This window comes from Paralysiella testudinis, from assembly GCF_016894345.1.
Lineage (GTDB): Bacteria > Pseudomonadota > Gammaproteobacteria > Burkholderiales > Neisseriaceae > Paralysiella > Paralysiella testudinis.
Genome location: NZ_CP069798.1, coordinates 2,769,865 through 2,793,086 on the forward strand (window position 1 = coordinate 2,769,865; position 23,222 = coordinate 2,793,086).

A 23,222-nucleotide genomic window follows, 5' to 3' on the forward strand; every position below is an offset into this window, starting at 1 on the left:
ATGAAAACACCCACCCGAATTCTGATGGTGTGCTTGGGCAATATCTGCCGCTCGCCGCTGGCTGAATATGTGCTGCGCCAGCAATTGCAGCAAGCCGGGCTGGCGGCATACGTGCAGGTGGCCAGCGCTGGCACGTCCGGCTGGCACAATGGCGAAAACATGCACCAAGGCAGCCTGAAAACCCTGCAACAGCACGGCATCGATCCCAGCGGCTTTCGCAGCCGCCAAGTCTGCACCCATGACGGCCAAGATTTTGATTACCTGATTGCCATGGACAACGACAATCTGGCCGAGCTGGAACGCCTGTTTGGCCGCCAGCCCGATAAAATCTTCAAAATCACCGACCTCACCCCCGCACTGGGCTACGACCATGTGCCGGACCCCTACTACACGGGCGATTTTGACGAAACCCACCGTATTGTTAGCGCAGCCGCGGCGGTGCTGGTGCAGCGTTTGCAGCAAGCTTAAATCGCAGCTGGCAAACGCTTCAGGCAGCCTACTCAATAAAAAAGCCGCATGTTAGAATAAACTACTTGTGTTTACCCGTTTCAACACGCCGCCCTCGCAGCGGCGCTGTTTTATTTGATTAAAGGATTGTTATGGCAGGTCACAGCAAATGGGCCAATATCCAGCACCGCAAAGGGCGTCAAGACGCCAAGCGCGGTAAAATTTTTACCCGCCTGATTAAAGAAATCACCGTGGCCGCCAAAATGGGCGGCGGCGACCCGGCCGCCAATCCGCGCCTGCGCTTGGCCATGGACAAAGCCTTTGATGCCAATATGCCCAAAGACAACATCCAGCGCGCCGTCGACAAAGGCTGCGGCAACTTGGAAGGCGTGGAATACATCGAATTGCGCTACGAAGGCTACGGCATCGGCGGCGCCGCGCTGATGGTGGATTGCCTCACCGACAACAAAACCCGCACCGTAGCTGATGTGCGCCATGCTTTCAACAAACACGGCGGCAATTTGGGCACCGACGGCAGCGTGGCCTTTCAATTTGTGCACCAAGGCTATTTGCTGTTTGCGCCCGGCGTCAACGAAGAGGCCTTGATGGAAGCCGCGCTGGAAGCCGGTGCCGACGACATCATCAGCCACGACGACGGCTCGGTGGAAGTGCTCACCCCCCCCAACGACTACGCCGCGATTAAGCAAGCACTGGAAGCCGCCGGTTTTCAGGCAGCCGATGGCGAAGTCACCATGCGTGCGCAAAACGAAACCGAATTGGCGGGCGACGATGCCGAAAAAATGCAAAAGCTGATTGATGCGCTGGAAGATTTGGATGATGTGCAGGATGTGTACACCACGGCCGTATTGAATTTCGACTAAACCGCATTTTTTCAGGCAGCCTTGGCATGAACGAAGTCACCCATTTATTTAAAACCGAAGCCGCCGGTACCTGCGCCGAAGTGTTGGATTTTTGGCTCTACGAATGCAGCTTGGATGAAGCCCCCGATGCGGCACAAGTGGCCGCTTGGCGCGCTGTTTTTCAAGCCCGCGGCGGCGCATTTGCCCGTTTGGCCGCCGTATGCCAAAGCTGGCTAGACGCCGAGGCCGCCGATGTCTGAATGGGGGCGGAACAAATGGCTATGGCTAAGCCTGACTTGGTTTGTGGCGGCCATTTACGCGCTGTTTTTCAAACAGGGCGGCGGTGCAGCGCCGTTTGCCCATTTCGACAAAGTGGCGCATTTCGGCCTGTTTTTCGGCCAATTCTGGCTGCTGTCTAAAATTTTTCTGCACCGCCAGCAAACCCCGCCGTGGCGCTGGCTGCTGCTGGCTGCACTGGTTTGGGCCGGTTTGAGCGAATACCTGCAAGCCACCCTCACCCCCGACCGCCACGGCGATGTGTTTGACGCCATTGCCGATGTGCTCGGCGCCGCCTGCGCCCTGTGGCTGGCGGTGCGTGTGGCACAGGCATCACCTCAGATTAAGGAAACCGCATGAACACCGATATTCAAGTTTACCGCCAACGCCGCCAAGCCCTGCTGCAACAATTGGGTGCCGATGGCATTGCCGTGGTGTTTGCCGCCCCCGAACAACGCCGCAGCAACGACAGCGACTTCCCCTTCCGCCAAGACAGCTATCTGCACTACCTCACCGGCTTTCCCGAACCCGAAGCCGTGCTGGTGCTCAACGGGCGCGAGCAAAGCAGCACCTTGTATTGCCGCAATAAAGATGCGCTGCGTGAAATTTGGGACGGCTTTCGCTACGGCCCCGAAGCGGCGAAAGAAACTTTTGCCATGGATGCCGCCGCCTGCACCGACCAATGGCAAAATGAGCTTCAGGCAGCCTTAAAAGGCCACCGCCAATTGTGGGCATTGTGGGGGCTATACCCCGAACACGACGCCACGGTGATGAAGTTGTGGCACAGCGTGCAGCAAAGCGCCGGCCAGCGTGCCGCCACCGGCAGCACCATCGCCCCGGTGGCTCTGATGGATTTAAGCCGCCCGCTCAACAAAATGCGCCTGATTAAAGACACCCACGAACAAGAATTGCTGCGTCGCGCAGGCAGCATCAGCGCCCAAGCGCACATCCGTGCCATGCAATACACCCGCCCCGGCGTGTTTGAATACCAAGTGGAAGCCGAAATCCTGCACCACTTTATGCAGCACGGCGCACGCTACCCGGCTTATAACAGCATTGTTGCCGCCGGTAAAAACGCCTGCTGCCTGCACTATGTGGAAAACAAAGACGCTGTGCAAAGCGGCGAGTTATTGCTGATTGATGCCGGTGCCGAATACCAGCTCTACGCCGGCGACATCACCCGCACCTTTCCGGTAAACGGCCGTTTTAGCGGCGCCCAGCAAGACGTGTATGAAATCGTGCTGGCCGCCAACATCGAAGCCATTGCCGCCATCCGCCCCGGCGCCGATTGGCAAAGCATCAACCGTGCCGCCATCCGCACCCTCACCCAAGGCCTGCTCGATTTGCAACTGCTGCGCGGCAGCCTTGAGGCCAATATCGACACCGAAGCCTACAAACGCTTTTATATGCACGGCTTGGGCCACTGGATTGGCTTGGATGTACACGACGTGGGCGGACGCTTTGAAAACGAAACTCCCATTTTGCTGCAAACCGGCATGTGCACCACCGTGGAACCTGGGCTCTACATCGCCGCTGCGCCGGATATTCCCGCCCATTTCCACAACATCGGCGTGCGCATCGAAGACAATGTGCTGGTCACCGCCGATGGTCATGAAAACTACACCCATGAAGTGCCAAAAACCATTGCTGAAATTGAAGCATTGATGGCGGGCTAAAGGCTGCCTGAAAGCATTGTTTGTGGCACCGCTAAAAACAAACCGCCCCGGTTTTCATCAATGAAACCGGGGCGGTTTTGAATGTTCAGGCAGCCTTGCTGCCACTTCAATGGCTCAATTGTTTTTGCGCCTCATCCTTGGCCGCACGCACCACATCCATGCCAAACAAGGTATTTACATCGGTTTCGTCAAACACGTAATGGGCATGGCAAAAGTCGCAGCTGATGTCGATGCTGCCTTGCTCGGCCACCGCTTCGCCCACTTCCTGCCCGCCCAGCAGCAGCAACATATCGCTCACCTTGCCGCGCGAGCAGGTGCAGGCAAATTCGATGGTTTGCGGCTCAAATACCCGTGGCGGGGTTTGGTGAAACAAACGGTAGAGCACGGTGTGCGCGCTCAAGTCCGTGAGCTCGGCGGCGGTAACGGTTTGCGCCAAGGTGGCCACATCGGCCCAAGCATTAGCGGCAATTTCCTGTTCAGGCAGCCTTTGCAGCAATAAACCACCGGCGCTGTGTTCGTTGGCGGCCAAGCTGATATGGGTGTCGAGCTGCTCGGAGCGCGCCATATAATCCATCAACATTTGCGCAATGGTGTCGCCTTCCAGCGCCACCACACCTTGCCACGGCTCGCCGTTTTGCGGCTGCAAGGTCATCACAAACATGCCGCCTTCGCCCAGTAAATCGCGCAAGCCGGTGTGTTCGTCAATCACCGCCTGCTCGTCCCAACGGGCGGTGGCACGGCAGGTATGCGCCGAAGTGGCTTCGGCCACCAGCATTTTCAGCACGCCCTTGCCTTGCACTTGCAAAATCAGGCTGCCGTCAAATTTAAGGTTGCTGGCCAGCAGCACGGCGGCGGCGGTCAGCTCGCCCAAAGCATGGCGGATGGCGGTGGGATAATCTTTATTGCCCACAATGTGTTGCCACACCCCGGCCAGCGACACATGCAGGCCGCGCACGGGCATATCATCGAACACCAAGCGGGTGAGTTGGTTGCCGGGCAGCGTTTGTACAGAAGTCATCTTATTCTCGTTATGAGGTTTCTATTGTGTCTGAATATGGACGCAGCCATCTTAAAATCAAGTCCGCACACAAATTCTGCCATGGCGGTACAATACCGTTTACTGTAGCGGCTACAACAAGGAATTCCCCATGTGCCAACTGTTGGGCATGAATTGCAACACCCCCACCGATATTGTGTTTTCATTTGAAGGCTTCCGCCGCCGTGGCGGGCTTACCGACCACCATGCCGACGGCTTTGGCATCGGCTTTTTCGAAGGCCGCGGCCTGCGCCTGTTTCACGACGACAAACCCAGTGCCAACTCGCCGGTGGCCGACTTAATCAAACATTATCAGATTAAATCGGAAAACGTGATTGCCCACATCCGCAAGGCAACCCAAGGGCGCACTTCGCTGGTGAACACCCACCCTTTTGTGCGCGAATTGTGGGGCGAATATTGGCTGTTTGCCCACAACGGCCATTTGGGTGACTTCCAACCCCCGCCCGGCCAATACTACACCCCGGTGGGCAACACCGATTCCGAACGCGCCTTTTGCTTTTTGCTGGAATCGCTGCGCCAGCGCTATCCGGCCAAACCGCCACGGCATGAGCTGTTTGCCGCCATGGCCGAGCTTACCGCCCACATCCGCAGCCACGGCCTGTTTAATTTTATGCTCTCCAACGGCGAATGGCTGCTCGCCCACGCCAGTACCCTGTTGTACTACATTGTGCGCCAAGCCCCGTTTGGCGAAGCGCATTTGCTGGATCAGGATGTGGCAGTGGATTTCAATGCCGTCACCACCCCCAACGACCGCGTGGCGGTGATTGCCACCCTGCCACTCACCCGCAATGAAACCTGGCAACAATTGGCCGTGGATGAGCTGGTGCTGTTTCATGAAGGCCAAATCATCCACCGCCACTGCCCGCAGCCGCCTTGCTACCTCAGCGCCGAAGAAGGCCTAGCCATCGCCCGCGCCGCCGGTGTGGCCGAATATTGATTTTGCTTTAATCCAAACAATGTGACGCTTGATGTAAGGCTGCCTGAAAAGCTCATTTAAAAAATAAAGTTTCAGGCAGCCTTTAAACAACCCGGCAAGGCCCGGTTTAAAAGGATTTAGCTTGCAGGGTGTGCCATTCACCCCAAAAATCCTATCACTACTAACATCAAATAAATTTTATTTCATTTAAAATCATAATGATAACTATATTATAGTAAATAATAATAATTATCATTTGTAATTTTCATCACTTTGGCTTACCATGCACTCACGCTAACAACACGGCACAGCCAGGAGCGGGAAATGCCAGCCTCTCTGATTACCCAGATAGCCCACCACATTACCGCCCTACACCGGCACGGCAGCGCACTGTTGGCCACGCACGACCAGCAGCAACAAGCCGATGTGCATCATGTGCAGTGCTTGCACACCTTGCAAAGCTACTTTGTTTGGGTGGCCGATTACACCGCGCTGGCCGAAAGCACCGCCGAAAACAGCAACGCCATTTTGCTGCTCAGCCATGAAGACGGCACCCATTTAAGCTGGGTAGGCACCACCCACGCCGTGGCAGAACATGAGCCGCTTTATGCGCAAATGTGGTCTTTATTGCAGCGCCATCTGCACCAGCAATACGCGCAGGTAGCACGGTGGGAAAACCGCTGTTTATTGCAACTGGTGCCACAGCATGGCCGTTTTAGCTGGGAAAATCAGGAAGATGTGCTGTTGAATAATGCAGACTTAAACAGCATTTTGAATTGGCAGGCCGCTGCCTGAAGCAGCGGCGCAGAAAATTTCACACAGTAAGTAAGGAGTAGCCCTTAAACGATTTTTGGTAGTGGTTTGTGTTCCTTTTGCGCCCCCTTATGGGGGCGACTTTTTTTTGCCCGCGTTTCAGGCAGCCTAGATGTTTAGTCCCTGAATTTTATGGAGTATCATTACCCCAATTAAAAGAGACCGACTTATGGCAAGCATATTGCATGGTAACGCCAAGACTACGCCTAGAATCAGAAAAGAAATACAAGAGTCTGAAGAGAGCATCGCAGCGTTAGCTAAAAATACAATATTAATTTCAAAACCGTTCTCTACTGGAAACACGCAGATTCGGTCGAAGATAAAAAGTCCGGCCCCAAAACCCGCCCCAGCGTGTTGACCGAATCGGAGCAGCAGGCAATCTGTACCGTCCGGCGACATCTGCGGCTGTCATTGGACGAGCTGTATATCATCTTCAAGCCCAATATTCCAAAGCTGAGCCGCTCCAATCTGCACCGGTGCTTGCAACATCACGGATTGTCGCGCTTACCCAAGAATGAATCCGATGGCCAAAAAGGTAAAAACATTCAAACAATATCCGGTTGGCTTTGTCCATATCGACATCACCGAGGTGCGTTGTGAAACCGGCAAGCTGTACCTGTTTGTCGCCATCGACCGCAAAACCAAATATGTTTATGCAGAACTTCATCCGCGTATGACGCAGAAAACCGCCGTTTCTTTTCTGCGCAACCTACAACAAGATTGTGTGTTTAAAATCACCCATATCCTAACGGACAACGGTGCGCAGTTTACCTACAACTTGCTGAGCCAAGCACAACGGCCTGATAAGGAGCATCCGTTTGACGAGCTTTGCCGGCATTTGGGCATTGAGCACCGTACCACGAAATTCCGTCATCCATGGACGAACGGGCAGGTGGAGATTACCAACAAGATGCTGAAAGAGGTAACGGTCAAACGCTTCCACTATGAGCATCCTGACGAACTTAAACGGCACTTGATGGTATTTTTGCTGTATTACAACCATCAACGCCCCTTACGGTCGTTGAAGTACAAAACGCCTTGGCAGGCTTTGGAAGATTGCTATAATCTAGAGCCTGAATTGTTTCGTGAAAATCCATTCCAGAAGATTATGGGTCTTAACACCTAGATAATACCAATTCTACAAAATAAGATAACAAGGCGGAACTGATTTACTCGGTGCTTTAGCACCCTAGTAAATCGTTCTCTTTGAGCTGAGCCGAAGACGTTACAAGTAGTACGGAACAGAGTTTGTTGGTGCTTTAGCACCTTACAAAATCGTTCTCTTCGAGCTAAGGCGAGCCAACGCAGTTAGGTTATTTTGTAGAATTGGTATAAGGCTTGCGTTGCCCACCATCAACACCGATACCAAAGCCGCCAGCGCCATACAGGTGGTGTAACCGTGTTGTCCAAAAATAATTCGGTTAGGGTATCGTGCTGCCGTTTTAATTCAATTTTGCGGCGGAAAATCACTTCCATGCCGAGCAAATCGCCTTTGTCGTCCACTTCAAACCCGCTTTGGGTATAACGCGCAGTGCCCGTTACCGTGTCATCGGTACGGCGGCTGTATTGCACGTGATCCACGGTTTCGCCCGCTTCCCAATAATCGTATTCCATGCCGTGTTTGCCAATGGTCAACATGGCGGCGGCATCGTTGTCGTGCATGCGGCAATATTCCCGCACCACTTGTCGTGTCGGCTGGCCATCCCAATTGCTCACCCATTTGCCCTGAAAAGCCGCTGGCATTTCTTGAGCCGCCACAACGGTGCTGCCTAGCCACAGCAAGCAATAGAATGTAGCGCGGCGATGATTCATGATTTTCCACCTTAAAGGCTGCCTGAAAGCCATTTTGGCCGCAATTTGCCAACAATTTAAGCGGGCATATTTTGCCCGCTCTTGATTACCCAGCTTATTGACACGGCTTTAGCCAGCCGGTTCGCTGGCGTTTTCCAGCAGCCAAGCCTGTGCCGAGGCGCCATCGTCAAAGTATTTCGGATGCTGCTGGGTGAGCAAGTTGGAAATATGTGCACCCAGTTTAATCCAAATATCGTCCACCACAATGGCAATGCGGCCGAAATCGTCTTCGTGGTTGCGCACAAAACGCAGCTGCTCCATCGCCATGTCTACGGTGAAATCCTTCAGCATCGACAAATCCAGCAAAATATCCGGCCGATGCACTTTGCCGCTGATGTTCATCAGCGCTTCTTCAAACAGGCGGAAGTCTTCTAGGGTAAATTCGTTGTAAAGCGCCACATTCAAGCCGTAATGTTGTTCGCGAATGGAAATCATGATTTGCCCTCCTCCGTTTGTATAGCAAAGAAACGAAATAATCCTACGGCGTTGGCTCACCTTAGCTCGAAGAGAACGATTTTGTAAGGTGCTAAAGCACCAACAAACTCTGTTCCGTACTACTTGTACTGTCTTTGGCTCGCCGCCTTGTATGATTTATTTATTTTCTTTGCTATATTATTTGTATTAGATGTGGTGGTGGCCGCTCTTTAGCGCCGAGCTGCACCCCAAATACCGCTGGCTATAATAATACCCATGCCTACCACTTCTTGCCAGTGAATTGCATCGCCCAGCCACCAAACGCCCACCAAGGTGGAAAACACCACGGTTAAATACGATAAGGCCGCCACCACCAGCTTGCGCCCCACTTTGTAAGCCCGCGTGAGACACAGCTGGGCAATGGTGGCGGTGGCGCCGATGCCCAGCACATACGGTGCGCTTTGCCAGCTCAATGGCTGCCAGCCGTCCCAAGTGGCCAACACCGCACTAATCAAAGTGGCCACCACCGAAAAATAAAACACCACCCGCCAACCCGGCTCACCCAGCTGTGCCAATTCGCGTACCTGCAAATAAGCCCAGCCTGCGCACAAGCCCGCCGCTAAGCCAATCAGCCCGGCCCATTCCTGCCCGGCAGCAAAGGTGGGGCGCAGCAACACCACAATACCGGCAAAACCCAACAACAAGGCCAACCACATGGTCGGGGCAATTTTTTCTTTTAAAAACAGCCACGACAATAAGGCCAAAAACAGCGCCGAGGTGTAGTTGAGCGTAACCGCAGTGGCCAGCGGCAGATGGGTAATGCCGTAAAAAAACAGCAACACGCCCAAAGTACCCGCCACGCCCCGGCTTAAATGCGCACCCCAATGCGGGGTAGCAAAACGCTCGCGGCGCATCCATGCCAGCGCACCCAATAGCACCACCGCAAATACTGTGCGCCAAAACACCAATTCATAAAAACCGAAGTCGAAATCTTGGCCGGCTTTTTTTACCAAGCCGCCCATGAGCGCAAAAAATAGCGCCGCCATCACCATCCAGCCCGAGCCTAATTTATCGGTGCGGCTTGTTGTGTTTGCCTGCATTCCCTTTATACCAATCATATCCATAGTCCTATGCGCTCAAAACAAAACCGCTTTCAGGCTGCCTGAAAGCGGTTTGAAGCGGCTTGGCTTAATGCGTATTAAGGTCGATAAAACGGTAATAAATCTCACCGTTTTGCACATAGCCCAAATCCACCCGCGCAATTTCGGCAATCGCCGCTTCACCGCTGGCCAAATCGGCCACTTCGGCGGCCAGTGCATGGTTGCGCATTTGCAAGCCGTGATTGGTTTCTTGCTGCTGTGCCACCTGCTGCTCCAGCTGCCACATGTCGCGCCAGCCGCCTTTCGACAGCCACAGGCTGTACTGAAACCAGCCCAGCGCCAATACCAACACCCAAGTTACCCACTTCATGGCTTGCCCTTTTATCGCTTAGCCCAATTGGTAAAAGGCTTTTTTGCCCGGATAATACGCTGCCTCGCCCAACTCTTCTTCGATGCGCAGCAATTGGTTGTATTTGGCCATGCGGTCGGAGCGCGACAACGAGCCGGTTTTGATCTGCATACAATTGGTGGCTACTGCCAAATCGGCAATGGTGCTATCTTCGGTTTCGCCCGAGCGATGGCTCATCACGCTGGTATAGCGATTGCGTTTGGCCAAATCCACCGCTTTCAGCGTTTCGCTCAGTGTGCCAATTTGGTTTACTTTTACCAGCAGCGCATTGGCCAAGCCTTGTTCAATGCCCTCAGCCAAAATGGCCGGATTGGTGACAAACAAATCGTCGCCCACCAGTTGCACGGTTTTGCCCAAACGCTCGGTGAGCAAACGCCAGCCGTCCCAATCGTGCTCGCTCATGCCGTCTTCAATCGACACAATCGGGTATTCATCCGCCAATTTGGCCAAATAATCCACAAATTCGGCACTGCTTAAGGCCAAGCCTTCGGCGGCCAGATGGTAGCGGCCATCACGGTAAAATTCACTGGCGGCGCAATCCAATGCCAACACCACATCATTGCCTGCGGTGTATCCGGCAGCGGCCACGGCTTCCAAAATCAATTTGATGGCGTCTTCATGGCTGGCCAGATTGGGGGCAAATCCGCCTTCGTCGCCCACCGTGGTGGAATAGCCTTTGCTGTCACACAGTTTTTTCAGATGATGGAAAATTTCGGCACCGCAGCGCAAGGCTTCGCGAAACGAAGCGGCGCCCACCGGCATAATCATAAACTCTTGGATATCCAAGCTGTTGTTGGCATGTGCGCCGCCGTTAATCACATTCATCATCGGCACCGGCATGGCCATCGGCCCGGCGCCACCCAAATAGCGGTACAAAGGCAGCCCGGCATCTTCCGCCGCCGCGCGCGCCACCGCCATAGACACTGCCAACATGGCATTGGCACCCAAACGGCCTTTGTTATCGGTGCCGTCCAGCTCAATCATCACTTGATCGATATAGCTTTGCTCGCTGGCGTCAATACCAATCAGCGCCTGCGCCAGCTCATTATTCACGTTTTCCACCGCCTGCAACACGCCCTTACCCAAATAGCGGCCGGTATCGCCATCGCGCAATTCCAGCGCTTCTTTTTCACCGGTAGACGCGCCAGACGGCACCGCAGCGCGACCCATCACGCCGGATTCCAACAGCACATCACACTCCACGGTGGGGTTACCGCGCGAATCCAAAATTTCACGCGCAAAAACATCAATAATGGCACTCATGCAAATCTCCTTGAAACACTGGCGCAAGCTTACCGCCAATGTGGCTTGTATTTCGTTTAGATGTTGGCAGCCAATGTCGGCTAGATACAAGCACAAACATTCAATCAACATCGCTTTGAATCATAACAGCGGGATTATACCGTTTCAGGCTGCCTGAAACGAGTGTTTTAGCACATCAAAAAACGGCCAATTGGCCGTTTCGGTGTGATACAAGCTTGCGATGAGGCTATTTTGTTGCCGGTTTGGCCGCTGCCGGTTTGGCTGCTGCAGGCTTGGCGCCACCGCCAACACTGATATCGGCTTTCATTTTTTCAAATGTGGCTGCCCCAATGCCTTTCACTTTTTGAATCTCTTCAATCGATTTAAAGCCGCCATGTTGGGTGCGGTATTCCACAATCGCCTGCGCCTTGGCCGGGCCGATATTGGGCAAGGTTTGCAGTTCCTGCACACTGGCGGTATTGATGTTCACCGCAGCCAGCGCCCATGACAAGCTAAACAATGAAATCACCAGAAATAAAAACTTCTTCATCTCTATTCCTTTGCTAAAAAATGGTTTCAAGGACATGCCATTTGGCATGTCCTTACAGAATAGAACAATCACTTTATAAATTCAAGCCTTTATTGACATAATTTAAGTCCATGCTGGATAAATAAATGAAATCAAATTATAAAATCTCAATCGCATAATCCGCCAAACGCGAGCGCTCGCCTTGTAACAAGGTAATATGGCCGAAATGCGGCCAGCCTTGAAAGCGATCCACCGCATAAGTCAGGCCGCTGCTGCCTTCGGTTAAATAGGGAGAGTCAATTTGCGCCAAATTGCCCAAACACACCACCTTAGTGCCATTACCCGCGCGGGTAATCAGTGTTTTCATTTGTTTGGGCGTTAAGTTCTGCGCTTCATCGATAATCAGAAATTTATTCTGGAATGTACGCCCGCGCATAAAATTCAACGATTTGATTTTGATTTTGCTGCGCACCAACTCCTGTGTGGCCTTACGTGCCCATTCGGTACTGTCGCTGCCCTGCCCGGTAAGCACCTCCAAATTGTCTTCCAATGCCCCCATCCACGGATTCATTTTTTCCTCTTCTGTACCCGGCAAAAAGCCGATGTCGTCACCCACCGGAATGGTAATCCGTGTCATGATGATTTCATTGTAGCGCTTGTCGTCAAACGTTTGCGCCAAGGCAGCTGCCAGCGTTAATAGGGTTTTGCCGGTACCAGCCTGCCCCAACAGGGTAACCAAATCAATATTGGGATCCATCAACAAATTAAACGCCTGATTTTGGCCCCAATTGCGTGCGGTAATCCCCCACACGTTGTTTTTGCTGTGGCCATAGTCTTTAATGGTTTGCAGCACGGCCTCATCACCATCAATCGACACCACCCGCGCATAAAAAGGATCATCGGTACTATCGTCATACAGCAATGAATTCACTGTCCACGCACGCACATCTTCGCTGTGAATGCGGTAAAACACACTACCCGCCTCTTGCCACGAATCCAAATCACGGCCATTGCGCAGCCAAAATTGGTTGTCGATGCGGCAATGGCCGCTGTATAACACATCGGAATCTTCCAGCACCTTATCGGTGGTGTAGTCTTCCGCATAGAGCCCCAGTGCACGCGCTTTGATGCGGATATTGATGTCTTTGGAAACCAGTGCCACCCGATGGTAATCGCTGATTTGATTGGATAAGGCCATCACAATGGCCAAAATTTGATTGTCGGCTTTTTCGCCCGGCAGGCTTTCCGGCAAATGGCTGCCTGCCACTTCGGTTTGCAAAAACAGCTTGCCTTGCGCATCTGCACGCCCCGTGGCATCCAAGGCAATCCCGGCTTTCAGGCAGCCTTCTCCGGTGGCATTCAACAGTTCATCCAGATAACGGCTGGCTTGGCGTGCATTGCGCGCCACTTCGGTTAAGCCTTTTTTATGTGCATCCATCTCCTCTAGGGTAATGATGGGGATATACACATCATGCTCTTTAAAGCGGAACAAACTGGTCGGGTCGTGCAACAACACATTGGTGTCCAGCACAAACAGTTTGCGACCATCATCGTTAGCAAGATTCGGTGCCATATCTTCTCCGGGTTTGGCCGCCACTCAACGGCCAGTTAAAGGAATAAGCAGAGTGTGACAAACATTTTTGACACTCATATGACCAAACGCCAAGACAATATGACACGAGCCATAGTATAAAAACAAGGTTTTAACGCTAATGTGATGAATTTAATATTAATATTATTTTTCAGGCAGCGTTAGATACTGCCTGAAATCATAGCCACGCGAGTATTTTTGCACATTGCCTAAAGAATAAGCCCCTGCTCATTACTGAGCAGGGGCTTTATATAGGGTGTTTGGCGGTGACCTACTTTCACATGGGTATCCATACTATCATCGGCGCTGAGTCGTTTCACGGTCCTGTTCGGGATGGGAAGGCGTGGGACCAACTCGCTGTGGCCGCCAAACTTAAACTGTCAAATCGGTAAGCCGTTGCCTGTTTGTCAGGCTAAATCAACTGTGTTTGTTGGGTGATGCTGTGTATCGCATGCTCACACTTTCTGTGTAACGCATGACTTCAGTAAGCTTTATTCATTTTCTTCTGTCGTTCATGTCTGCTCAGATTAGCCCGGTTATCAGTTTTCCTGATTCCCGATGCCTGTTGTCTGAACCCTGAACCACGAAGTCCTTCAAATGATAGAGTCAAGCCTCACGAGCAATTAGTATCGGTTAGCTTCATGCATTGCTGCACTTCCACACCCGACCTATCAACGTCCTGGTCTCGAACGTCTCTTTAGTGCGGTCAAGCCGCAAGGGAAGTCTCATCTTCAGGCGAGTTTCGCGCTTAGATGCTTTCAGCGCTTATCTCTTCCGAACTTAGCTACCCGGCGATGCCACTGGCGTGACAACCGGTACACCAGAGGTTCGTCCACTCCGGTCCTCTCGTACTAGGAGCAGCCCCCGTCAAACTTCCAACGCCCACTGCAGATAGGGACCAAACTGTCTCACGACGTTTTAAACCCAGCTCACGTACCACTTTAAATGGCGAACAGCCATACCCTTGGGACCGACTACAGCCCCAGGATGTGATGAGCCGACATCGAGGTGCCAAACTCCGCCGTCGATATGAACTCTTGGGCGGAATCAGCCTGTTATCCCCGGAGTACCTTTTATCCGTTGAGCGATGGCCCTTCCATTCAGAACCACCGGATCACTATGTCCTGCTTTCGCACCTGCTCGACTTGTCGGTCTCGCAGTTAAGCTACCTTTTGCCATTGCACTATCAGCCCGATTTCCGACCGGACCTAGGTAACCTTCGAACTCCTCCGTTACTCTTTGGGAGGAGACCGCCCCAGTCAAACTGCCTACCATGCACGGTCCCCGACCCGGATTACGGGTCTGGGTTAGAACCTCAAAGTCACCAGGGTGGTATTTCAAGGACGGCTCCACAAGAACTAGCGTTCCTGCTTCTAAGCCTCCCACCTATCCTACACAAGTGACTTCAAAGTCCAATGCAAAGCTACAGTAAAGGTTCACGGGGTCTTTCCGTCTAGCAGCGGGTAGATTGCATCTTCACAACCATTTCAACTTCGCTGAGTCTCAGGAGGAGACAGTGTGGCCATCGTTACGCCATTCGTGCGGGTCGGAACTTACCCGACAAGGAATTTCGCTACCTTAGGACCGTTATAGTTACGGCCGCCGTTTACTGGGGCTTCGATCCGATGCTTGCACATCTTCAATTAACCTTCCAGCACCGGGCAGGCGTCACACCCTATACGTCCACTTTCGTGTTTGCAGAGTGCTGTGTTTTTAATAAACAGTCGCAGCCACCGATTCTCTGCGACCCTCCGATGCTTACAGAGCAAGTCTTTCACATCAAAGGGCATACCTTCTCCCGAAGTTACGGTATCAATTTGCCGAGTTCCTTCTCCTGAGTTCTCTCAAGCGCCTTAGAATTCTCATCCTGCCCACCTGTGTCGGTTTGCGGTACGGTTCTGATTTAGCTGAAGCTTAGTGGCTTTTCCTGGAAGCGTGGTATCTGTCACTTCACGTCCGTAGACGCTCGTTATCACTTCTCGGTGTTATGAAAGTCCGGATTTGCCTAAACTTTCCACCTACCGGCTTGAACGACCTATTCCAACAGGCCGCTGACATAACCTTCTCCGTCCCCACATCGCACTAAATCAAAGTACGGGAATATTAACCCGTTTCCCATCGACTACGCATTTCTGCCTCGCCTTAGGGGCCGACTCACCCTACGCCGATGAACGTTGCGTAGGAAACCTTGGGCTTTCGGCGAGCGGGCTTTTCACCCGCTTTATCGCTACTCATGTCAACATTCGCACTTCTGATACCTCCAGCAACCTTCTCAAGTCACCTTCTTCGGCCTACAGAACGCTCCCCTACCATCCAGGAATCAGACTACAGGAATCGGGTATCAGTAACTGCCTTTATTTATTCAGGCTTTTACTGAGTCCTTGCAGCATTTTGGCGATTTCTTCATATGTTTCTCGCCAATATTGCCATTCCGTGTTGCTGATGTACTGTAAATCAAGACAGTATCGCAGCCAGACGCGCATTTCGTCTGCTGAGCCGATACCGATCAGGATGTATCTTTTAAATTCTGCTGGCGACTGGCTTCTTTTGCCATAGCCTTCAGCAAGATTTGAACAGATGCTTTTGCTGGCGCGTCTAATTTAATCGGCCAGTGCGTATTGTTCGATTTGTGGAAATTCCAAACTGCTGCGGTGTATCTCTAAGGAGATACGGTACGCTTTTGAAATACCTGCAAATCTTCGAATCGCTGTGCTTTCATCCTGATTCCTGATTCCTGTAGTCTGATTCCTGAATCCGCAGCTTCGGTTATAGATTTGAGCCCCGTTACATCTTCCGCGCAGGACGACTCGACCAGTGAGCTATTACGCTTTCTTTAAATGATGGCTGCTTCTAAGCCAACATCCTGGCTGTCTGGGCCTTCCCACTTCGTTTACCACTTAATCTATCATTTGGGACCTTAGCTGGCGGTCTGGGTTGTTTCCCTCTTGACAACGGACGTTAGCACCCGCTGTCTGTCTCCCGAGGAATCACTTGATGGTATTCTTAGTTTGCCATGGGTTGGTAAGTCGCAATGACCCCTAGCCATAACAGTGCTTTACCCCCATCAGTGTCTTGCTCGAGGCACTACCTAAATAGTTTTCGGGGAGAACCAGCTATCTCCGAGTTTGTTTAGCCTTTCACCCCTATCCACAGCTCATCCCCGCATTTTGCAACATGCGTGGGTTCGGACCTCCAGTACCTGTTACGGCACCTTCATCCTGGCCATGGATAGATCACTCGGTTTCGGGTCTACACCCAGCAACTAGTCGCCCTATTAAGACTCGGTTTCCCTGCGCCTCCCCTATCCGGTTAAGCTCGCTACTGAATGTAAGTCGTTGACCCATTATACAAAGGTACGCAGTCACGGAACTTGTCCGCTCCCACTGTTTGTATGCATCAGGTTTCAGGTTCTATTTCACTCCCTCCCGGGGTTCTTTTCGCCTTTCCCTCACGGTACTGGTTCACTATCGGTCGATGATGAGTATTTAGCCTTGGAGGATGGTCCCCCATGTTCAGACAGGATTTCTCGTGTCCCGCCCTACTTGTCGTATGCTTAGTACCACTGATGAGATTTCGAATACGGGGCTTTCACCCACTACGGCCAACTTTCCCAAGTTGTTCTTCTATCTCAACAGCTATCACATACAGGCTCTTCCGTGTTCGCTCGCCACTACTTACGGAATCTCGGTTGATTTCTTTTCCTCCGGGTACTTAGATGGTTCAGTTCTCCGGGTTCGCTTCTCATAACCTATGTATTCAGTTATGGATACCGCACAAAATGCGGTGGGTTTCCCATTCGGACATCGCGGGATCACAGCTCTATTGCCAGCTCCCCGCGCTTTTCGCAGGCTTACACGTCCTTCGTCGCCTATCATCGCCAAGGCATCCACCTGATGCACTTATTCACTTGACTCTATCATTTCAAGAACCTCTTTGACTTGGCTTCGCTCCCGTTGACTAGGGGCTAGGCTAGAAGTACTTACTTTGATAAAGCTTACTGCTTTGTTGTGTGACACATTCTGCCTTTTGTGTTCAGAATGTGTCCGATACAATCATCACCCAAATTGTTGTGGCTTGGCTGTGCAAGTTAAGCAACCACCCTTTCAGGCAGCCTTTAACTTGCTGAAATACGGGCTCTTGCAAGAACCTGCATCTCCATCCAAACCAACATTGTCTTTGTTTGTTGATTTCGGCTTTCCAATTTGTTAAAGATCGATGCGTTGCTTGTTACCGACTTTGCCGGCTTTACTTCGCAAATCAAAGAATACTGAGTTAATACTGCTTTCAGTATGCACTGCTTTCAGTATGCTTTAATTTGTAAAGTAGACTTGTTGTTGCTTTCCCTGATTCCTGATTCCTGCCATCTGATTCCTGATTCCTGATTCCTGAAGTGGTGGAGGCAAACGGGATCGAACCGATGACCCCCTGCTTGCAAAGCAGGTGCTCTACCAACTGAGCTATGCCCCCTGTCCGGGTGTCAGGATTCAGGTGCCAGGCGTCAGTCTCTTGTGCGGCTGTGCCGCAATCTGATTCCTGATGCCTGTAGACTGCTCCCTGATATTGGTGGGTCTGGGAGGACTTGAACCTCCGACCCCACGCTTATCAAGCGTGTGCTCTAACCAGCTGAGCTACAAACCCATGAGGTCTTCTTACTTCTTTCGCATCTCTATTTCAGTTTACCGATAAGTGTGAGTACGACCCGCCTCTTCTTTTCTCTAGAAAGGAGGTGATCCAGCCGCAGGTTCCCCTACGGCTACCTTGTTACGACTTCACCCCAGTCATGAAGCATACCGTGGTAAGCGGGCTCCTTGCGGTTACCCTACCTACTTCTGGTATCCCCCACTCCCATGGTGTGACGGGCGGTGTGTACAAGACCCGGGAACGTATTCACCGCAGTATGCTGACCTGCGATTACTAGCGATTCCGACTTCATGCACTCGAGTTGCAGAGTGCAATCCGGACTACGATCGGCTTTCTGAGATTGGCTCCACCTCGCGGCTTGGCTACCCTCTGTACCGACCATTGTATGACGTGTGAAGCCCTGGTCATAAGGGCCATGAGGACTTGACGTCATCCCCACCTTCCTCCGGTTTGTCACCGGCAGTCTCATTAGAGTGCCCAACTGAATGATGGCAACTAATGACAAGGGTTGCGCTCGTTGCGGGACTTAACCCAACATCTCACGACACGAGCTGACGACAGCCATGCAGCACCTGTGTTACGGTTCCCGAAGGCACAGCTCTATCTCTAAAGCCTTCCGTACATGTCAAGACCAGGTAAGGTTCTTCGCGTTGCATCGAATTAATCCACATCATCCACCGCTTGTGCGGGTCCCCGTCAATTCCTTTGAGTTTTAATCTTGCGACCGTACTCCCCAGGCGGTCAATTTCACGCGTTAGCTACGCTACTAAGGCATCAAGTACCCCAACAGCTAATTGACATCGTTTAGGGCGTGGACTACCAGGGTATCTAATCCTGTTTGCTACCCACGCTTTCGAGCATGAACGTCAGTGTTATCCCAGGAGGCTGCCTTCGCCATCGGTATTCCTCCACATCTCTACGCATTTCACTGCTACACGTGGAATTCTACCTCCCTCTGACACACTCTAGTTACCCAGTTTCAAGCGCCATTCCCAAGTTGAGCTCGGGGATTTCACACCTGACTTAAATAACCGTCTGCGCTCGCTTTACGCCCAGTAATTCCGATTAACGCTTGCACCCTACGTATTACCGCGGCTGCTGGCACGTAGTTAGCCGGTGCTTATTCTTTGGGTACCGTCATGACCCAACGCTATTAACGCCAGGCTTTTCTTCCCCAACAAAAGTACTTTACAACCCGAAGGCCTTCTTCATACACGCGGCATGGCTGGATCAGGGTTGCCCCCATTGTCCAAAATTCCCCACTGCTGCCTCCCGTAGGAGTCTGGACCGTGTCTCAGTTCCAGTGTGGCGGATCATCCTCTCAGACCCGCTACTGATCGTCGCCTTGGTGGGCTCTTACCCCACCAACTAGCTAATCAGATATTGGCCGCTCGAATAGTGCCAGGCCCGAAGGTCCCCAGCTTTCCTCCTCAGAGCGTATGCGGTATTAGCCATCCTTTCGGACAGTTATCCCCCGCTACTCGGTACGTTCCAATATATTACTCACCCGTTCGCCACTCGCCGGCAGAAGTGCAAGCACTTCCCCGCTGCCGTTCGACTTGCATGTGTAAAGCATGCCGCCAGCGTTCAATCTGAGCCAGGATCAAACTCTTATGTTCAATCTTAGCTTTAATACTGTTAGAGCCAGGCAAAAACCCAACTCCATACTGGTCTGCTTCTCAAAGAAAAAACAGAGAATGATGTATACCGGCAGAAACCCACCGGCAAACATTCATGTCTTGTCTTTACTTCTTAAACAGTGTGAGGCTTGTCGCACTCACACTTATCGGTAATCTGTTTGTTAAAGAGCCATCCCAAAACCGAAGCAACGAAACCACTTTGTGGTATAATTTTCTCTTCCGTCTCGACTTCGCTGCAGCAGCGAAGAAAGCGAACTATACGCAAACCCATCCAAACCGTCAACACCCATTCGCAAAAATCTATACCCCAAACCAGCAAATCGCTAAAATTTAAAAGAATATTATTCGGGATGTCTTGCGGAAATAATCTAAGAATCACCATCAACAAACACAATAATCCAAACAATAAAGCTTTCAGGCAGCCTATAGTAGGCTGCCTGAAAGCTTTTTTACCCTCGCGCACAAAATCAAAATAGTTATTTCAATGCAGCATGGCTGGCCTTAGCCAAATCAAAGGCCGCATCCGCACTAGTCGCTAACTGGGTAAAATGCCCCATTTTACGACCAACCCTAGCTTCTTGTTTGCCATATAAATGCAGATGCGCCGCTTGCTGCTGCAAAATAGCTAACCAGTTTGGCTCACCTTGCGCCGGCCACACATCTCCCAGTATATTGGCCATACAGCAGGGACTAAGCAAGGTGGTATCCGCAGGTGGTAAACCACACATTAAGCGTACTTGTTGGTCAAATTGGCTGGTCACACAAGCGTCTAAGGTATGATGGCCGGAGTTGTGCGGTCGGGGTGCCATTTCATTCACCACCAATTGCATCTCTTCACCCACCACAAACATCTCTACCGCCAACACACCCACATAATCCAAAGCATCGGCCAGACGACAAGCCAATTGTTGTGCTTGCTGTTGTAGCGCTTCAGGCAGCCTTGCTGGCACAATCGAGTAGGCCAAAATGCCATCAATATGCTGGTTTTCAGCAGGCGCAAAACAAGCCATTTGTGCCGAATTCAAACGGCACACAATCACTGAAATTTCGCTGCGCAAATCCAACATTTTTTCCAACACGCAGCGCACCTTACCCAAATCCGCCCACGCCTGCGCCAATTCAGCCTGGTTACGTACCCGTACTTGACCTTTGCCGTCGTAGCCTAAAGTGGCGGTTTTTAAAATACCGGGGAATAATGCCTCACAATCAGCACAAACATCATCCGCTGCTGCAATCACCTTATAAGGTGCCGTTGGCAAGCCTGCTTTACCAATCCAAGCTTTCTCCTGCTCTCTATCTTGCGCAATCGCCACTGAGTGCCCCGATGGCGATACGCGCGTGGACTGCGCCAGCCACAGCATAGAATCGGCATTAACATTTTCAAATTCAGTGGTCACCGCCGCACACTCGCTCAATGCCGCCAGCGCCGCCACATCATCATAAGCCGCACACAAATGCACATCCGCAAACGCCGCCGCTGGCGCCTGCGCATCCGGATCCAACACCATCACCCGATAGCCCATGCGCTTGGCCGCCATCGCAAACATGCGTCCCAACTGGCCACCGCCCAAAATACCCAACATGGCTGGCGGCAAAATAACCGCTTTGTTAACCGAATTCATTCAACCCTGTATCCTACATTTATATTGTGCGCCGAATCAGCAAAGCAATAATTTTAACTGAAAACAGCATAGCATAATGTATCAGCACAAAAATCCACCCGCACAAATACCGAATATCCAACAATAACCATACTCATTCTGCATTGCAACATGAATAGTACTGATGTTGCATCAGTAAACACAGTATCTGGGTTATCAACCCTGATTTGGCAATGCAGCAATATTTTAAAGGCATTACAAATTTAATCTATCAAAAACCAGCCAGTTCAAACCATCAAAAATAATATAAATGGCATTATTTTAGAATAAATAGCCAGCATTGAAATACCAAAGCACACAGCTATCATAATTCAACTTGAATTTGATTAATATTAATATAAAACAATCAAATAAGCCTTGCCATGGCTAATTTGGCTGCCTATACTGAAATTAAAGACATTGCTCAGTTTATTGTGCATACACAGGTACGTCTTATTCAAAACACACCTTAAAATTAAAAGCAAATAGCTGCAGGACGATGTCTGCAAACAATCAAACGGCGTACTGATTTTGCCACACCGTTTCAGGCAGCCTTAAAAATACAAGCCATTACATATCATTAAAAGATGGCATCCAACTGCACCACAACTCATACAACTTTAAAGGAGAGAGCACCATGTCCGAACAAAAAGTAGCTTTAATTACCGGCGCATTGGGCGGGATTGGCACAGAAATTTGCCGCCAATTTCTGCAACACGGCTACCGCGTGATTGCCGGTTTAACCAAACGCGATGCCGAGCGTGAGCAAAAATGGCTGCAAACCGAGCAATTTGATTCGGCACAAGTGCGGTTTATCGCCAGCAGCGTTACCGATCACGAAGCATCCACTGCCGCCATTAATGAGGCATTGGCTGCAGAAGGTCGTATTGATGTGCTAGTTAACAACGCTGGCATTACCCGCGACGCCGCCTTTAAAAAGATGAGCTTCGAACAATGGTGCGAAGTATTGGACACCAACCTCAAATCCATGTTCACCATTACCCAACCCATCTTTGTGAAAATGCTGGAGCAAAACAGTGGTCGCATCATCAACATCACATCGGTAAACGGCATTAAAGGCCAATTCGGCCAAACCAACTACTCTGCCGCCAAAGCCGGCATGATTGGCTTTACCAAAGCCTTGGCATTGGAAGGTGCTCGTAACAATGTTTGCGTTAATGCCGTAGCACCCGGCTACACCGGCACACCGATGGTAACCGCCATGCGTGAAGATGTAGTAGATTCAATCAAAAAACAAATCCCCTTAGGCCGCTTGGCCGAACCACGTGAAATCGCTGCAGCGGTACTGTTTTTGGCCGGCGACAATGGCGGCTACATCACCGGCGAAACCATCTCGCTCAACGGCGGCCTGCATATGCAATAATAATCATGTGTCAGCCTGATGGCTTCATTATTTCAGGCTGACATCATTTCATCACATTACGGCTGTTATAGTTCGCCTGCTTTTGTAGAAACCCCGCAATTTTGGAATATTTACACTTCTTATTGTTGCACCGCAGCAAATGCATGTGTATTATGCAAACCAACACATTCAAACGCAATGTTAATTGCAGCATTACTGCCATTTAAAACATTTCTTGTTTATTTTTATGTTTTATGTAAGCCAACATCCCTCTTTAGGAGAATTCATATGTACACCGACATCTTCAAAACCTTGAACGACCAATCACAAAACGCTTTCGAACCGATGGTTAAATTCAACCAATTGGTTGCCAAAAATTTCTCTGAGCTGACCAATCTGCAATTAGACTCTGCCCGCCAATACGCCGACATCGGCTTGGCACAAATGCACTTGAACAGCCAAGTGAAAGATGTACAGTCGTTAGTAAACAGCGGTACCAAACAACTGGAAACCATGACCCGCATCAGCCAACAAATGATTGAAGACGGCAAAAAATTGGCCAACTTGGCCAATGATTTCAAAAGCGAGCTGGACAAGCTGGTTACCGAAGCTGTTGAAAAAAAGAAATAAGCACTAGCAGATTTACTTCCTGATCACATCAGGTAATACAAAGTGGGCAGGGGTAAAGCTTTTACACCCTGCCCTTTTTTATCTGCTATATTTCAAGCCTGAACATACCGGTGGCAAACCTATTTTA

General features: G+C 51.1%; 19 protein-coding genes, 2 tRNA genes and 3 rRNA genes. 10 read left to right on the forward strand and 14 right to left on the reverse strand.

Annotated features, from left to right (window positions below; genetic code table 11):
- The 5 genes from JQU52_RS13995 to pepP all read left to right on the forward strand — a co-directional run bounded on the left by JQU52_RS13995 (position 1) and on the right by pepP (position 3,259).
- On the forward strand, positions 1-468 hold the full coding sequence (locus tag JQU52_RS13995) for a low molecular weight protein-tyrosine-phosphatase (RefSeq protein WP_230339066.1): 468 nt from the start codon (positions 1-3) through the stop codon (positions 466-468).
- 131 nt (positions 469-599) lie between these two features.
- Positions 600-1,328 (forward strand): YebC/PmpR family DNA-binding transcriptional regulator, encoded by a 729-nt coding sequence (locus tag JQU52_RS14000; RefSeq protein ID WP_230339067.1) that lies wholly within the window; start codon positions 600-602, stop codon positions 1,326-1,328.
- A 26-nt stretch (positions 1,329-1,354) separates the two neighbouring features.
- On the forward strand, positions 1,355-1,567 hold the full coding sequence (locus tag JQU52_RS14005) for a dioxygenase (RefSeq protein WP_230339068.1): 213 nt from the start codon (positions 1,355-1,357) through the stop codon (positions 1,565-1,567).
- Positions 1,560-1,943 carry a VanZ family protein gene (locus JQU52_RS14010; protein ID WP_230339069.1) on the forward strand — a complete coding sequence of 128 codons (384 nt, stop codon included), beginning with the start codon at positions 1,560-1,562 and terminating at the stop codon, positions 1,941-1,943. Before JQU52_RS14005 ends, JQU52_RS14010 begins: the two co-directional genes overlap by 8 nt.
- Positions 1,940-3,259 (forward strand): Xaa-Pro aminopeptidase, encoded by a 1,320-nt coding sequence (gene pepP / locus JQU52_RS14015; RefSeq protein WP_230339070.1) that lies wholly within the window; start codon positions 1,940-1,942, stop codon positions 3,257-3,259. The genes JQU52_RS14010 and pepP overlap by 4 nt, the downstream gene beginning before the upstream one ends.
- A 106-nt stretch (positions 3,260-3,365) precedes the next feature.
- Here the strand turns inward: pepP and hslO are convergent, their stop codons facing one another.
- The gene (gene hslO, locus JQU52_RS14020; protein ID WP_230339071.1) at positions 3,366-4,277 is read right to left on the reverse strand and encodes an Hsp33 family molecular chaperone HslO; all 912 of its coding nucleotides are present in this window, start codon (positions 4,275-4,277) and stop codon (positions 3,366-3,368) included.
- Between the two features lie 130 nt (positions 4,278-4,407).
- On the opposite strand from hslO, the gene JQU52_RS14025 reads away from it, so the two are divergent.
- The 3 genes from JQU52_RS14025 to JQU52_RS14035 all read left to right on the forward strand — a co-directional run bounded on the left by JQU52_RS14025 (position 4,408) and on the right by JQU52_RS14035 (position 7,171).
- Complete coding sequence (locus JQU52_RS14025) at positions 4,408-5,253, forward strand: class II glutamine amidotransferase (protein WP_230339072.1); 846 nt, start codon at positions 4,408-4,410, stop codon at positions 5,251-5,253.
- 303 nt (positions 5,254-5,556) lie between these two features.
- Positions 5,557-6,027 (forward strand): hypothetical protein, encoded by a 471-nt coding sequence (locus tag JQU52_RS14030; RefSeq protein ID WP_230339073.1) that lies wholly within the window; start codon positions 5,557-5,559, stop codon positions 6,025-6,027.
- Positions 6,028-6,568: 541 nt separating this feature from the next.
- Positions 6,569-7,171 carry a DDE-type integrase/transposase/recombinase gene (locus JQU52_RS14035; RefSeq protein ID WP_230339074.1) on the forward strand — a complete coding sequence of 201 codons (603 nt, stop codon included), beginning with the start codon at positions 6,569-6,571 and terminating at the stop codon, positions 7,169-7,171.
- A 227-nt stretch (positions 7,172-7,398) separates the two neighbouring features.
- On the opposite strand, the gene JQU52_RS14040 is transcribed toward JQU52_RS14035, so the two are convergent.
- The 13 genes from JQU52_RS14040 to JQU52_RS14100 all read right to left on the reverse strand — a co-directional run bounded on the left by JQU52_RS14040 (position 7,399) and on the right by JQU52_RS14100 (position 21,084).
- Entirely contained in the window at positions 7,399-7,857 is a 459-nt protein-coding gene (locus JQU52_RS14040) for a hypothetical protein (protein WP_230339075.1), read from the reverse strand.
- A 108-nt stretch (positions 7,858-7,965) separates the two neighbouring features.
- Positions 7,966-8,331, reverse strand: coding sequence for a SpoIIAA family protein (locus tag JQU52_RS14045; RefSeq protein ID WP_230339076.1), 366 nt, complete (start codon positions 8,329-8,331; stop codon positions 7,966-7,968).
- Between the two features lie 209 nt (positions 8,332-8,540).
- Positions 8,541-9,410, reverse strand: coding sequence for a DMT family transporter (locus JQU52_RS14050; protein WP_230339077.1), 870 nt, complete (start codon positions 9,408-9,410; stop codon positions 8,541-8,543).
- Between the two features lie 88 nt (positions 9,411-9,498).
- Entirely contained in the window at positions 9,499-9,780 is a 282-nt protein-coding gene (gene ftsB, locus JQU52_RS14055; protein WP_230339078.1) for a cell division protein FtsB, read from the reverse strand.
- 18 nt (positions 9,781-9,798) lie between these two features.
- A complete protein-coding gene (gene eno / locus JQU52_RS14060) occupies positions 9,799-11,082 on the reverse strand; it encodes a phosphopyruvate hydratase (RefSeq protein ID WP_230339079.1) in 1,284 nt (427 codons plus the stop codon).
- 226 nt (positions 11,083-11,308) lie between these two features.
- Positions 11,309-11,611 carry a ComEA family DNA-binding protein gene (locus tag JQU52_RS14065; protein WP_230339080.1) on the reverse strand — a complete coding sequence of 101 codons (303 nt, stop codon included), beginning with the start codon at positions 11,609-11,611 and terminating at the stop codon, positions 11,309-11,311.
- 136 nt (positions 11,612-11,747) lie between these two features.
- Entirely contained in the window at positions 11,748-13,163 is a 1,416-nt protein-coding gene (locus JQU52_RS14070) for a PhoH family protein (protein WP_230339081.1), read from the reverse strand.
- Positions 13,164-13,439: 276 nt separating this feature from the next.
- Positions 13,440-13,552, reverse strand: a 5S ribosomal RNA gene (gene rrf, locus JQU52_RS14075).
- Positions 13,553-13,783: 231 nt separating this feature from the next.
- Positions 13,784-17,094, reverse strand: a 23S ribosomal RNA gene (locus JQU52_RS14080).
- 478 nt (positions 17,095-17,572) lie between these two features.
- Positions 17,573-17,648: transfer RNA gene (locus tag JQU52_RS14085), tRNA-Ala, on the reverse strand.
- Positions 17,649-17,742: 94 nt separating this feature from the next.
- Positions 17,743-17,819: transfer RNA gene (locus JQU52_RS14090), tRNA-Ile, on the reverse strand.
- Positions 17,820-17,900: 81 nt separating this feature from the next.
- Positions 17,901-19,441: ribosomal RNA gene (locus JQU52_RS14095) — 16S ribosomal RNA — on the reverse strand.
- The 16S, 23S and 5S rRNA genes sit together here with 2 tRNA genes alongside, the layout of an rRNA operon.
- 497 nt (positions 19,442-19,938) lie before the next feature.
- On the reverse strand, positions 19,939-21,084 hold the full coding sequence (locus JQU52_RS14100; RefSeq protein WP_230339082.1) for a 5-(carboxyamino)imidazole ribonucleotide synthase: 1,146 nt from the start codon (positions 21,082-21,084) through the stop codon (positions 19,939-19,941).
- 655 nt (positions 21,085-21,739) lie between these two features.
- On the opposite strand from JQU52_RS14100, the gene phbB reads away from it, so the two are divergent.
- Positions 21,740-22,486, forward strand: a complete 747-nt coding sequence (phbB, locus tag JQU52_RS14105) for an acetoacetyl-CoA reductase (protein WP_230339083.1) — start codon at positions 21,740-21,742, stop codon at positions 22,484-22,486.
- Between the two features lie 267 nt (positions 22,487-22,753).
- Positions 22,754-23,095 (forward strand): phasin family protein, encoded by a 342-nt coding sequence (locus JQU52_RS14110; protein ID WP_230339084.1) that lies wholly within the window; start codon positions 22,754-22,756, stop codon positions 23,093-23,095.
- Positions 23,096-23,222 lie beyond the last annotated feature (127 nt).

Bases quoted from the DNA above. Each gene is read 5' to 3' on its own strand.
- JQU52_RS14050 (WP_230339077.1), bottom strand. From the start codon at position 9,410: ATGCAGGCAAACACAACAAGCCGCACCGATAAATTAGGCTCGGGCTGG.
- JQU52_RS14110 (WP_230339084.1), top strand. From the start codon at position 22,754: ATGTACACCGACATCTTCAAAACCTTGAACGACCAATCACAAAACGCT.
- JQU52_RS14065 (WP_230339080.1), bottom strand. From the start codon at position 11,611: ATGAAGAAGTTTTTATTTCTGGTGATTTCATTGTTTAGCTTGTCATGG.
- ftsB (WP_230339078.1), bottom strand. From the start codon at position 9,780: ATGAAGTGGGTAACTTGGGTGTTGGTATTGGCGCTGGGCTGGTTTCAG.
- JQU52_RS14045 (WP_230339076.1), bottom strand. From the start codon at position 8,331: ATGATTTCCATTCGCGAACAACATTACGGCTTGAATGTGGCGCTTTAC.
- JQU52_RS14040 (WP_230339075.1), bottom strand. From the start codon at position 7,857: ATGAATCATCGCCGCGCTACATTCTATTGCTTGCTGTGGCTAGGCAGC.
- JQU52_RS14025 (WP_230339072.1), top strand. From the start codon at position 4,408: ATGTGCCAACTGTTGGGCATGAATTGCAACACCCCCACCGATATTGTG.
- JQU52_RS14030 (WP_230339073.1), top strand. From the start codon at position 5,557: ATGCCAGCCTCTCTGATTACCCAGATAGCCCACCACATTACCGCCCTA.
- JQU52_RS14010 (WP_230339069.1), top strand. From the start codon at position 1,560: ATGTCTGAATGGGGGCGGAACAAATGGCTATGGCTAAGCCTGACTTGG.
- JQU52_RS14000 (WP_230339067.1), top strand. From the start codon at position 600: ATGGCAGGTCACAGCAAATGGGCCAATATCCAGCACCGCAAAGGGCGT.
- JQU52_RS14100 (WP_230339082.1), bottom strand. From the start codon at position 21,084: ATGAATTCGGTTAACAAAGCGGTTATTTTGCCGCCAGCCATGTTGGGT.
- JQU52_RS13995 (WP_230339066.1), top strand. From the start codon at position 1: ATGAAAACACCCACCCGAATTCTGATGGTGTGCTTGGGCAATATCTGC.
- JQU52_RS14070 (WP_230339081.1), bottom strand. From the start codon at position 13,163: ATGGCACCGAATCTTGCTAACGATGATGGTCGCAAACTGTTTGTGCTG.
- JQU52_RS14035 (WP_230339074.1), top strand. From the start codon at position 6,569: ATGGCCAAAAAGGTAAAAACATTCAAACAATATCCGGTTGGCTTTGTC.
- hslO (WP_230339071.1), bottom strand. From the start codon at position 4,277: ATGACTTCTGTACAAACGCTGCCCGGCAACCAACTCACCCGCTTGGTG.
- pepP (WP_230339070.1), top strand. From the start codon at position 1,940: ATGAACACCGATATTCAAGTTTACCGCCAACGCCGCCAAGCCCTGCTG.
- phbB (WP_230339083.1), top strand. From the start codon at position 21,740: ATGTCCGAACAAAAAGTAGCTTTAATTACCGGCGCATTGGGCGGGATT.
- JQU52_RS14005 (WP_230339068.1), top strand. From the start codon at position 1,355: ATGAACGAAGTCACCCATTTATTTAAAACCGAAGCCGCCGGTACCTGC.
- eno (WP_230339079.1), bottom strand. From the start codon at position 11,082: ATGAGTGCCATTATTGATGTTTTTGCGCGTGAAATTTTGGATTCGCGC.